The sequence below is a fragment of the Chitinophaga agrisoli genome (assembly GCF_008386695.1).
GTDB lineage: Bacteria > Bacteroidota > Bacteroidia > Chitinophagales > Chitinophagaceae > Chitinophaga > Chitinophaga agrisoli.
The window spans coordinates 740667-753733 of the sequence record NZ_VUOC01000003.1 but is presented as its reverse complement, the minus strand read 5'-3'; the positions used below and the strand labels follow the sequence as shown (position 1 = coordinate 753733).

General features: G+C 49.6%; 7 protein-coding genes. 4 read left to right on the top strand and 3 right to left on the bottom strand.

All coding sequences use genetic code 11. The features are described 5' to 3' along the window. Positions 1 to 233: 233 nt before the first annotated feature. The 3 genes from F0L74_RS18435 to F0L74_RS18425 form a co-directional block, all read right to left on the bottom strand. Positions 234 to 1811, bottom strand: a complete 1578-nt coding sequence (locus tag F0L74_RS18435; RefSeq protein ID WP_149839348.1) for a SusD/RagB family nutrient-binding outer membrane lipoprotein — start codon at positions 1809 to 1811, stop codon at positions 234 to 236. Positions 1812 to 1819: 8 nt separating this feature from the next. Next, entirely contained in the window at positions 1820 to 4903 is a 3084-nt protein-coding gene (locus tag F0L74_RS18430; RefSeq protein WP_149839347.1) for a SusC/RagA family TonB-linked outer membrane protein, read from the bottom strand. Positions 4904 to 5200: 297 nt separating this feature from the next. Further along, positions 5201 to 6241 (bottom strand): LacI family DNA-binding transcriptional regulator, encoded by a 1041-nt coding sequence (locus tag F0L74_RS18425; RefSeq protein ID WP_149839346.1) that lies wholly within the window; start codon positions 6239 to 6241, stop codon positions 5201 to 5203. Between the two features lie 472 nt (positions 6242 to 6713). Here F0L74_RS18425 and F0L74_RS18420 point away from each other — a divergent pair, with 472 nt between their 5' ends. The 4 genes from F0L74_RS18420 to F0L74_RS18405 all read left to right on the top strand — a co-directional run bounded on the left by F0L74_RS18420 (position 6714) and on the right by F0L74_RS18405 (position 13025). Then, a complete protein-coding gene (locus F0L74_RS18420; protein ID WP_149839345.1) occupies positions 6714 to 7589 on the top strand; it encodes an AraC family transcriptional regulator in 876 nt (291 codons plus the stop codon). Between the two features lie 261 nt (positions 7590 to 7850). Continuing rightward, entirely contained in the window at positions 7851 to 8366 is a 516-nt protein-coding gene (locus F0L74_RS18415; protein WP_188316058.1) for an RNA polymerase sigma factor, read from the top strand. Positions 8367 to 8448: 82 nt separating this feature from the next. After that, complete coding sequence (locus F0L74_RS18410; RefSeq protein ID WP_149839343.1) at positions 8449 to 9474, top strand: FecR family protein; 1026 nt, start codon at positions 8449 to 8451, stop codon at positions 9472 to 9474. A gap of 92 nt (positions 9475 to 9566) precedes the next feature. After that, a complete protein-coding gene (locus tag F0L74_RS18405) occupies positions 9567 to 13025 on the top strand; it encodes a SusC/RagA family TonB-linked outer membrane protein (protein ID WP_149839342.1) in 3459 nt (1152 codons plus the stop codon). Positions 13026 to 13067: the final 42 nt, after the last annotated feature.

Below are 13067 nucleotides of genomic sequence, written 5' to 3'. Positions count from 1 at the left end.
TATTAATCTCAAACATAGATAAAATTTTTATATTTCACAACACTAAGCTGTCATTTTCAATAAAATAGTCAAAACGGGGGATTTTTTTGCTAAAATAAAAGACCGGTTTTAGCTCATAAAAAATCCATAGCCTGCAAATACGCGCACACCAATATAACATAAGTATATGCGTTTTGGTTACATGTGCAAGCTATGGATGTGTTGTTAATTATTATATAAAATTTAAGATCGCGCTATTTATCCCACCATACCCGCGAAGTCAGCAGGTCAGCAGCAGGCGTTAACGTACTTACTCCCGCACGGTAATGATCTCCATTATTCAATTGCTCAGACGCCAGGTAGATCATACGCCGTGGAATAACGCCACCCGTTATATTACCCGGGTAGTTTACCGGCGTAAGCCGGGGGTACCCGGAACGCCGCCAGTTGCTCCATGTTTCAACAAAATTGAAAATGGTTGCGGCCCAATACTGGGTGTTGATCATTTCCAGCGATGCCTCCAAAGAAGACATATCTAACGTATGCGTACCTACGTATCTTTGTATCGCATCAGCAGATATGGCGGCGGCAGCATCAAACTGCGCCATTTGTTGCATAGCGCCCCCTACTCCATTGGCATAATGTTGTGCGGCAGCGCCGGGCACATCCCAATTTCTTGCTTTGGCTTCTGCCAGCAGCAACTCAGACTCTGCATAAGTAAGCACAAAATCCGTCCCGTTCCGTTTCATGAACACATTTACCCGTGGGCGGGAATATTTACCTAAGGGTGCTACATCCGTGCCGGTACCTGTACCACCGGGATAATCTGCCCGGTCGCGTATATCTGTGTCGCCGCCCAGCAGATCGTACCCATTTGGCAAACCTAACTGCGCGGCTGCGGAGGTATCGCCGGTAAGTCCCTGATTGCCATTATTAGCCAGGCCGGGTAAAGACACTTCCCCTACAACGCCCAGCCGCGGGTCATTGGTACTGCGTAAGAAATCTATAAAGGTCTTGCTCCAGCGCAGCTCCCGGAAATCATTGCCGGTAAGCATTGCATTTGAGGTATTATCCTGAGCCTTGCTTACATCACAGATCACAAAAGCATTGTCACCCACGCCGGAAAGGGTGCCGCCTGCAGCGGCTTTTTCTGCCCAGGTGCGCGCAGTAACCGCATCTATTTTAGTAAGCCGCATAGCTATCCGCAACATCAGGGAATAGCCAAAGCGTTTCCATTTGGTAAGATCCCCTTTATAGAAAAGATCATTGGTAGGCCTGGGTTGTGCAGGGTCCAGCGCCTGAATGGCGGTATCCAGCTGTTGCAGCATCAGGTGGTAGATATCCTCCTGCCTGTCATACTTAGGTTTGGTAATGCCTTCTTTAGCGCGGTTGGCCTCTGTGTAAGGCACATCGCCATAAGCATCTGTGCAGCGCTGCAGGATCAGCACATACATGATCTTGCCAATGTTATAGAGGTTTATGTTTTTATCCTTTGTAAGGCGCATCATCTCATAGATCCTGCTGGAGTTGGCGTAACATTCTGTAAAGATCAGGCCCTGGTAACCAATGGTGCCACCTGTATTCACATACTTATCGCCATTGCCATAATAGTTAAAGGTAGAGGCCAATACCTGCATGCTGGTACTTGGATACAGCAGCTGCGAATACCCCGGGCTGGCAAAGCTGTATTGGGCAAAACTCAGCAGCGAGTTGGGATCAAAATTCTCTTCCGTGCCCTGGGTAGGGTCTGTATTGATCTCATCAAATTTCTTTGTGCAGGCTGTTTGCAGCATGAGCAACAACAAGCCGGTATATAAGAGTAGTTGTTTCATATTCATTTCTACTTTTTAAATTTAAAGTTCACGTTCACGCCATATGTACGCAATGCGGGCAGATTACCGCCTTCCAGGCCAGCGGCCTTAATGTCTGAGGAGAAACCTGCTTCCGGGTCAATATTGGGTGTACGCTTCATCAGCGTCCATAGGTTCCTGCCCACCAGCGAAATACTGATAGACTGGAACGGCGTATGGCTAAACCATGCTTCCGGGAAGCTATACCCCAGCGTTACCTGCCGCAGCTTAATAAAGCTGCCGTCGAATACAGACAGGGCCGAAATGTTCTGCGCCAGCAGCGGATAGTAATTATAGGCGGCAACATTCTTGTTATTCTTAGCGCCGTTCTCCGTTACACCGGCTGCTACTATGCCCTCTTCACGGCCTTCCAGCGTTAACTTGTTTAAACCGTCTGCAATGGAATAATAGTTGGTGGCGGAGAGTACCTTATTGTTGTATTTGAAATCGATAAGGAAAGAGAGGTTAAAGTTCTTGTACGTGAAATCATTGCTTAAGCCGCCAAACACATTGGGTATGGCAGAGCCCATAGGTTGCAGCGGCCCTCTTTCCGGTATGCCGTTATCGCCTATTACTACATTACCCTGGGCATCCCGTTTGTAATCATATGCCATGATCTGGGCCATAGGCAACCCTTTCACAATAGCTACGTTGGCATTACCGGGGCGGTAAGCGGTGAGGGTAACCGGCGCCGGGTTATCCGTGCCGTCAATATCCACTACCAGGTTTGTTACCTTGGTAATGTTAAAGGAAACGTTCCAGGCAAAAGCGTGCGTTTGTACCGGCGTGCCGGTCAGCATCACCTCTACCCCACTGTTACGGGTGGCGCCCAGGTTCAGCGTTTGCGTGGTAAAACCGGATGCGTTAGAGATGGAAGCGGAGATGATCTCCCCATCTGTTTGCCGGCGGAAATAGGATACATCCAATCCCAGGCGGTTGGTGAAGAACTTCAGCTCCGTACCTATCTCAAATTCCTTTAAACGGTAGGGTCTTATATCCGGGTTATACTTATTATCGTCAAATGTGCCTAATGGTACGCCATTAATGGTATTAGAGATCTTATAATATTGCTGTGTTTTATAAGGCTCCGCTTCGCCGCTTGTTTGTGCATAAGAGGCGCGCAGTTTACCGTAGCTCAGTGCCGGTAAATGCGTTAACTCAGAAAAGATAAAGCTACCGGTTACAGAAGGCGTAAAGATCCCCCGGTTGCTGCTGGGCAAAGTGGAGAATACATCATACCGGCCGGTGGTACCTATATTCAGGAAGCCTTTATAGGTAAAGTCTGCCGTGTAGTAAGCGGAATGTGTTTCTAGTTCTTTATAAAGATAATTGGAGGCCAGATTGGTAAGGTTAGCCGGCACATACAGGTAAGGGATGATGAACTGGCTGCCGTTCATACCCACGGTCTGGTCTACCCATTTGCGGTCATTAGCGCCTACGGATACGTCCAGTTCCAGGTCCTGGGTGATGGATCTGCGGGCGCCCACCAGCACATCCGTGTTCAGTTCGGAGATCTGCCTTTTGGAAAGATCGTTCAAACGGCCGGTGCCGCCGCTGCTGTAGGCGGTGCCCCAGGGCTCTACGGTAAGATAGTTCTCATTGGCCAGATCATAACCTACGCGGGCCTGCGCATATAACCAGTCTGTAAAATCGTACCTGGCGGCAATGGCGCTGATGAGGCGTTTGCGGTTTACCTTATTTACAAACTGGTTTACAACAAACCAGGGATTGGTAGTGTATATATTATTCGTGAACAGGACCTCTGCGCCGTTCTTGCTGGGGTCATATCCCGGTTGCAGGGCAGCCTGGTTTACGTTAGGCGCCAGCAGGCTAATGCCGTAGTTAGGGTTCATGGGCGAATCGCTTAACCAGGGGCGGTTTTTAATGGCTTCATCTACATAGTTGGCCATAACGGTTATCTTCAGCTTATCCGTTACCTGCTGGTTAAGGTTTAGGTTTACGGACTTGCGGTTTAGACCGCTGTTGCGCAGAACGGACTGGTTGTTCATGCTGGAGAGCGAGAGGCGGAAAGCGCCGGTTTCCCAGCCGCCACTGGTGGCGATGGTATTGGTAAAGGTGGGCGCTACGCGGTAGAACTGCTGGAGGTTGTCCTTTACCGGCGAGTAAGGATATTCCTTTCCATCCAGCTGTATCGTGGGCCGGCCATCCAATTTTTCGCCCCAGGCGCTGATGCCGGTGGCAGCGGCTGCGGCCGCATCTGCCGGCCGGTGGTTCTGTGCACCCTGCCCGTATACATCCTGGAATTCCAGGTTATTCACCACCTGGTCAAACTGCAGGTTGGTATTATACTCCACTGAGAGTTTGCTGCCTTTTTTACCGCTCTTGGTGGTGATGAGGATCACACCGTTTGATGCGCGGGTGCCGTATAAAGCTGCTGCGGTGGCGCCTTTCAGCACGGTCATGTTCTCAATATCATCCGGGTTAATACTGGAGATACCGTCTCCTTTGTCTGCGCCGCCATACTGTCCGGCAGTACCGCGGTTAGTATTATCCATGGGTACGCCATCAATTACAAACAACGGGGAACCGCCGTTAAAACTGGTAATGCCCCGCAGGTTAATACGGGCAGAGGAGCCGGGGCCACCGCTTACGCCGCTTACGTTCAAACCGGCTACGCGGCCTTCCAGGGAGTAAGCTACGTTGGTTTCGCGGGCCTTGTTCATCAATTCGCCGCCCACCTTGCTAACGGCGTAGCCCAGCTTACCGGATTCTTTTTGTATGCCCAGGGCCGTTACTACCACTTCTCCCAATCCTTTGGTATCGGGCGATAGCTGAACGGTAAGGGAATTTTGCCCGCCTATCGCTACTTCCTGGCGGGCAAAGCCAATGTAAGAAAATACAAGTGTGGCCATTGGCGGGGCCTGGAGGGTAAAACTGCCTTTTGCATCTGTAACAGTACCATTACCGGTACCTTTTTCCTGTACAGTAACTCCCTGAAGGGGCGCGCCGGCCGGGTCCTGCACGGCGCCTTTAATGGTCCTTTTCTCCTGTGCTACAGTAAAATGGTAGCCCAGCAATAAAAGAAACGCACATAGCAATAGCGATCTTTTCATCGTCGTGGTTTTAAAGGGTTTTATAATGGTGTCAAAAACTGATTAAGTGCATAGCGGGGCGGTATGCCAGCAACGGCATACAAACAATAGAGCTTCCGTCAGTAATAGTTAATGGTTTACAGTAAAATCACACGGGTTTTCTTGTACATACATTTCGGTTATTAATGAGTATGCGGGCTCTCCTCAATTGCTTAAGCGATCCGGCATAGGGAAACAAATATCGACGATGATAAACTTAGGTAAACTAATCTATTTATGCAAGGTTTAGTGTAACATTAATCAGGTTGCGCGTTCAGTTCAGGCTTGCTGTGGTACGTTGCTGGTTTCTTTTATGGTTGATTGCCGCAGTTCCAGCGTAGGTTTCAATACCAGCTGTTGCGAGGTTGCAGAAGCATGATTGAGCTCTTTCATCAACACATTCACGATCTGCCGGCCTATCTCTTCTATAGGTTGTGATACGCAGGTGATAGAAGGGCTGTGCAGGCGGAAGAGGTCATGGTCATCAAAGCTTACCACGCCTACATCTGCGCCAATACGTAAACCCAGGGAGCGGATACTTTCTATACCATAGATACCCAGGTAGTTGGTGGCAAAAAATACGGCGTCTGCCTTAGTTGTTTTCAGGAATTTAACGATCTCCTGGGTGTGGGCTGCCCGGTCCATTTCAAAAGGCAGGCGTTTGGTAAGGGTTTTATTAAAAGGTATACCATGTTTCTTTAATGCGGCGGCAAAACCATCCATACGTTGTTTCATCTGCACCTGGTCTGACATGGTGGTGATAATGCCTATCTTTTTATAACCCTGTGTTACCAGGTGGGAGGTGGCTTCAAATGCGCCCTGGTAGTTATCTACCACCACATAGTGGGAGTCTACATTAGGTAAGTAACGGTCCATCAGCACCACGGGTTTGCGCACCATCTTCAGCAGCTCGATCTCCTTCTCCATGTTCTTGGTGGGGGTGATGATATAGCCATCTACCTGGCGGTACTTCAGCACTTCCAGCAGGCCGCGGGCTTTATCACTATTATCTTCTGTGCTGCCGTACAGTACCTTATAGCCATGCTTATCCGCCTCGTCTTCCACCACTTTGGCAACGTTGGCAAAGAAGTTGTTGGCGATGTCTTCCACGATCAGCCCCAAAGTTTTGGTTTTGCCGGTGCGCAGGCCCCGGGCCAGCTGATTGGGTTTGTACTTGAGTTTATTGGCTATTTTGAGTATCTTCTTGCTCACCTGGTCACTGATCCGTTTCTCCTTTGCCTTACCATTGAGTACAAAGGAAACTGTGGTTGGCGACACTCCCGCCTGTTTGGCGATGTCCTTGATAGAAATTCCTTTCATCCGTGTAAATTAGTTTGTGCTGTGTAATCCGTGCGTGCCGGGACTTCCCATAGTTAAGCGCAGGTATAAAAAACGCTCAATCGATTTAGCCCTGTGTAAAATACAAAATTACTTGTCAAAAAAACAATACTCCCTCTAACAGCTAAATTACAGTAAATGATAGTTTTTTAACCAAAAATTAATAAATTGGCATCATTCATAGGAAAAGATTCCCGCGGGGGGCGGGAAAGTGTGACGAATTAAACTAACCTTGCATGAAACGACCATCCTGCCACCGTCATTCAGCCCACCATGCTGCTGAATAGAGTTAAGCATCTGGAAGTTCCATTGGACAACATGAGAAAAAAAGACCAGCATTCAATTAAAACAAGGCAGCGTTTTGCTACAACCAAGGTTCACCGGACCAATGCAAATATTGTAACAAGTTCATTGCTTGAGGGGTATAAAAGATAAATCTATAAAATATTAACGGATGAAACCCATCCTCATTAAAGTTGCGGCTTTTGCGGATAACCAGATCACCATTATAGAACGTTGTGATCCTTATTTTAACACACCTTTCCATTTTCACCCGGAATGCGAGCTCGTATACGTAACGGAAAGCCACGGAAAAAGGATCGTTGGCGATACCATTGAAAGCTTTGACGTAGGCGATATGGTATTCCTGGGGCCCAACATCCCACACGTGTGGTATAATGATGAAGCCTATTATAAGGGTATTGAGCAGTTAAAGGCCCGTTCCGTGGTCATCTATTTCCCTAAAGACATTTTTGGCGACAAGTTTTACGGGTTGCCGGAAACCAAGGCCCTTACGGACTTGTTTCACCGCGCCCAGCGAGGCATGAAGATCGTGGGCGACACACATGACCGGCTTAAGGACGATATCCTTTCCCTGCCCAAGAAGGAAGGGCTGGAGCGGATCATTTCCCTGCTGAATATCCTAAAATCGTTATCAGAGACCAAAGACTTCTATTACCTGGCCAGCACCGGTTACTCCCATGCCTTTAATGCCAAGGATAACCATAAAATAGACGAGGTGTTCAAGTATGTGATGAACAATTTTTCCAAGGAAATGTCCCTCCAGGATGTAGCCAGCATTACCAACCTCTCCCCCCAGTCTTTTTGCCGGTTCTTTAAGAACCGCACCAAAAAATCGTTTGTTCAGTTCCTGAACGAAGTACGGATAGGGCATGCCTGCAAACGGTTAACGGAAGAGGACTGGTCCATTGCGGAAATTGCCTATTCCTGCGGTTTTAAGAACCTCTCTAATTTTAACCGCTTCTTTAAGGAAATAGTGGGTAAGACCCCAAAAGAGTATAAGAATGAGCTGCGTTTAAAAGAAGCCTGAAATAACTAAAAAGTAAAAAGGCAAAAAGAAAAAGGATTAGGGCGGATAAGTATTTCGTATTGACCGCTTTAGGCTTTTCCTTTTTGCCTTTTTACTTTTTGCTTTCTTTAGCCACGCTAAATATTTTTCTATAATTCGAAACATTATCCTAATTTTCAATCTAACGGTAGGTAGAAGACACGCTGTTCACATTTCACAACCAATATCTTTGTACCTGGAATCCTGATGTACAGCAACTATTCAGATCAACAGTTACTTAACTTGCTAAGGGCCGACAATGTAGAGGCTTTTAATGCGATCTACGATCGCTACAGCAAGCCATTGTACCTTTACATACTCAGTAAGCTGGAAACCGGGGAGATCAGCAAGGATGTGCTGCAGGACCTTTTTGTGTCCCTGTGGGAGAAACGTAAACAGCTCTTTATCAGCGAGTCGCTGAAGTCTTACCTGTACCAGAGCGCCCGTCATAAGGTGATTGATATTTACCGGAAGAACACCTCCTACCGGAAATACCTGCAGCAGCTGATAGAACATTTTGACGCGCAACCGGAAAATATTACCGAAACCGTTGATTATAAAGCAAAAAACCAGGAGATATTAGAAGCCATCAACCACCTGCCGGACCGTATGAAGGAGATCTTCATGCTCAGCCGGCTTGAGCATCAATCCATTGAGCAGATAGCGCAGCGCCTGGGCCTGTCCCAGCAAACGGTGAAGAACCAGATCACCAAGGCGTTGAAGATCTTACGCTCACAGCATACGGATCTGCGATCGTGACACCGCGATCCTGTTCCGGGGTACGGGAATAGTACCAATGCGCCGGTTGTACGACTACTGATAGCAACTAAAATACGAAACGGTGGACACAGAACATATAAAACAGATACTGGAACGCTATACGCAAGGGCAATGCACGGCGGAGGAGTCAAAGATCGTTGAACAGTGGTTTGAAGGCGTTAACAGACATCATTCCACCCCTGTCAATGACGATGATCTGCCCCTGCAGCTGGAGGCCGTGAAGCAAAGTATCCACGAAAGGATACAGGCGCCCCGCCGCGCCTACCTACGTCCCTGGTATTATATAGCGGCTGCCGCCAGCGTATTGCTGCTGGCCGGCGCCTGGCTGTTCACCTACCTGAAACAGTCCGGTACGGCCGCGCCGGAAGCTGCCTCCTCTATGGCAAATGCCGCGCCCGCAAAAAGCAACCGCATTATAAAGAACGGCTTTATGGAACTGACCACCACCAAAGGCGCTACTGAGCGTGTGGTGCTGGCAGATGGCAGCACTATTGTAGTGAATGCCTCCAGCCGTATCCGTTACCCCCTGCAGTTTGCGGCAGACCACCGCGATGTATACCTGGAAGAAGGGGAAGCCTTCTTTACCGTGGCGCCCAACCCAAAAAGCTCCTTTACCGTACATACCGGCGATATACAGACCACTGCCCTGGGCACCTCTTTCAATATCCGGGACTATCCCCACGAAAGCAGGATCACCGTGGCCCTGCTGACCGGCAAAGTGAAGATAGACCGTGTGCAGGATGGCCACCCGCAGGGAAATGCCGTTATATTGCTGCCTAATGAACAGGTACATTACAACCTGCAATCCCTTGAACTGGTAAAATCCACCTTTGCCAAGGCAGAGGAGATCACCGGCTGGAGACAGGGCTACCTGGTATTTAAAGACGCCTCTTATAACGAAGTAATAACCGAAATAGAGAACCGATATGGAGTAACCATTATCAACCAAAGTGATAAGAAAGAGTGGAAGTATACAGGCTTTTTCAAGGAAGAAAGCCTGCGGGAAGTGATCGAAACCATTTGTCTGGCCAAATCCATTTCCTATACTATCAGCAATGATACCATAGTATTGAAAAACAGCTACTAGCATTTGGCTCTTGGCTTTTAGCGCGTGTAAGTGGCTAAACGCTAATAGCAAAAGGCTAATAGCTGAACACCGCCAACTAATATGAACCACGCATGACCGTAAAATCATACTGCTACCTGGTAAGTATGACTGCCGGCCTGTTGTTGCTTACGCTATTACCCGCAACAGGCACGGGCTTGCCTATTGTTGTGAGTATTGAGGCCAGGAATAAGCAGCTGGAAGCGGTGATGACGCAGATAGCCGCCCAGACCGGGCTAAGTTTCCATTATGATAAAACTGAGCTAAGCCAGCGCCTCAAGACCAAAGTAACCTTACGTTGCCATAAAACGCCCATTGAAGACGTGCTACACTTGCTGGCAACACAAACGGGGCTTAAATTCCTCCTGAAAGAAGATAAGATCATCGTAGGCCCGGAGCCTCCTGCCGTGGCAGACAGCGTAGCGCTGCTCAAAGGCGGCCCCCTGCCGGAAAAAGAAATCCATGGCCGGGTATTGAACCCCAAAGGCCAGCCCCTTGGCGGCGCCACCATCCTGGTAAGGAACAGCACCCGGGGCACCCAGACTGATACAGACGGCGCTTTCTCTATTAAAGGCCATCCGGTGGATGTGCTGGTATTCCGGTCCATAGGCCACCTGCAAAAGGAAGTGATGATCGGCGATCAGGATGAGCTGAACATTACCCTGCAGGAAAGCATAAAAGGCCTGAACGAGTTTGTTGTGGCGGCGCTGGGTATTTCCCGCAAATCAAAGGAGCTTACCTACGCTACCCAGCAGCTTAGCAATGAGGACCTTACCCGCGTAAAGGACGCCAATGTGATCAACAGCCTCTCCGGCCGTATAGCGGGCGTAAATATTTACCGCAGCGCCTCTGGTATAGGCGGTTCTGCAAGGGTGATATTAAGGGGCAACAAATCCACCCGGGAAAACCAGCCGTTATATGTGATAGATGGGGTGCCCATGGCCAACTATACCCCCTCCCAGCCTTCCAATATCTGGGGCGAATCGTCCAGCATAGTGGGTAATAGCGGGCGGGATGGCGGAGACGGTATCTCTAACCTGAATCCTGATGATATTGAAAGCATCAATGTGCTCAAAGGCGCATCCGCCGCTGCTCTGTATGGCAGCCAGGCCGCCAATGGCGTGATCATCATCACCACCAAACGGGGAAGACCTGGCAAATGGAGGGTGAACGTATCTTCTGACCTGACTGTTGAAACGCCGCTGATCCTTCCCAAACTGCAATACCGCTACGGGCAAACCACCCGGCCTTATACGGATGATGACAGCCATCCCCAACCCGGCTCCGCCGACAGCTGGGGTACGCCGCTTTCCGCAACAGACCATGTAAGGCATTTTTTTAACACCGGCCTTACCTCCGCTAATTCCATCTCCTTTAGCGGCGGTAAAGAAAATGCCCCCTCCTATTTCTCCTACTCCAATACCATGAACGGCGGTATAACGCCCCGCAACAATTTTTACCGGCATACTTTTTACTACCGGGGCTCCCTGCGGCTGCTGGATAACCGCCTGCAGATAGACGGTAATTTCACTTTTGTGGCGCAAAAAGCGCTGAACCGGCCCTCCAGCGGTCTGTACTCCAACCCGCTTACGGGGTTATACAATTTCCCACGCGGGCTTAACTTTAATACCTACAAACAATACGAATATTTTGACGCCACCCGCCAACTGCCCCTGCAGAACTGGTGGAACATACATAACGACCTTGCATGGACCGGGCAGGACGACCAGCAGAACCCTTACTGGCTGCTGTACAGATGCCTGCGGGAAGAACACCGTAACCGGGGTTTAGGCTCCCTGTCCGTGAAATACGTGTTCAACGACTGGCTGTCTATACAGGCGCGGGGCAGCATGGACCGCTCCCGTGACCGGTTTGAAATAAAAGCCTTTGCCGGCACACAGAATATCCTGTCGCCCCCCAACGGGCGCTATACTTTGGAGCAGGAAACCAGCACCCAACTGTATGCAGACCTGCTGCTGAGCGCTGTAAAAAAGCTACCCGGACGGCTGCAGCTATCCGCCTCCCTGGGCACCAGCATTACGGATGTGCGCGCGCATGACAGAACGCTAATCAGCACCAATACCAATGCAGACCCCGGCTTGACAATACCCAATATTTTCACTGCTGACAATATTGCCAATGACGCGCTGGATTCACAACGATACGTAGAACGCAAACAGCTGCAGGCCGTATTTGCCAATGCGCAATTAGGTTACCGGGACTACCTGTTCCTGGACCTTACGGGGCGTAACGACTGGTCCAGCACCTTTGCCTATACGCCTATTGCCGGCAGGGGCTATTTTTATTATTCCTCCGGGCTTACCGCGCTGCTGAGCGAGATGGTAAAACTGCCGGCCGCTGTGAACTTTGCCAAGCTGCGCGTATCCTACGCCAGGGTGGGCAACGATATTGCGCCGTATGTATCCCGCCCATCCAGCTTTAAGCTGCAAACCCTGGCCGGCACGCCCATGGTAGCCATCAACAACCGCTCCCCCTACCCCCGCCCCGGCATTTACCTGAAACCGGAAGATAACCGCTCGCTGGAAGCCGGCGCAGAGATACGGATGCTGGATAACCGCGTAAGCCTGGACTTTACCTGGTACCGTAACAATAATTACCGTCAATATATGGAGGTGCAGGCCCCCAGCGGCAGCGGCTCCCTTTTTTATTACCTGAACCTGGGCAATATCCAGAACAAAGGCGTAGAGGCCACCCTTACGCTGGTGCCTGTACGCAGTAAAGAGTTCCGCTGGCAGTCCAGCTTTAACTACAGCTTTAACAAGAACCGCGTAGTGCAGCTGAGCGACCCGGACATACCCGGCGCCGGACCGGAGAATTCCTTTGTCTTAACAGACTTCCTTACCAATATGTACGGCTCTTTTATTAAGGAGGGCGGTTCCTGGGGGGATATCTACACAAATGAAGAGCTGTATAAGAATGGGAAAGGACAATACGTTATTGACAATGACGGCTATCTGAAAACCAATAAGGAAGTAAAGAATATTGGCAATCCTAACCCGCGGTTTACGCTGGGATGGAATAATACGCTGGATTACAAGGGCTTTACCCTTAGCTTCCTGGTAGATGGTAAGTTTGGCGGTAAGGTAATGAGCATTACCCAGGCCATACTGGATGAATATGGGGTAAGCGAAACCAGCGCCAGGGCGCGTGATAACGGCGGCGTGACCCTTAATGCGGTGTATGAGGATGGCACGCCTTTTACCGGTAAATACGACGCGCAGAAATACTATACGACGATTGGGGGAAGGGCCGGCATTGGGGAAATGTATATGTATGACGCTACGAATATACGCCTGCGGGAAATGTCCCTTACCTGGCAGCTGCCTATCCGCTCTAAATGGATAAAGAATCTGCAAGTGGGCCTAACCGGCAGGAATTTATGCTTCTTTACCCTGCGGGCGCCTTTTGACCCGGAGGTATCCATGAGCTCTGGCAACGGGCTGCAGGGAATAGACGTATACGGACAGCCGGCTGTACGCAGCATGGGGGTGAATTTGCGGGTGGGATTTTAGAACAATGAACAGTGAACATCGAAAGTGACAGGTGAAAGGTGA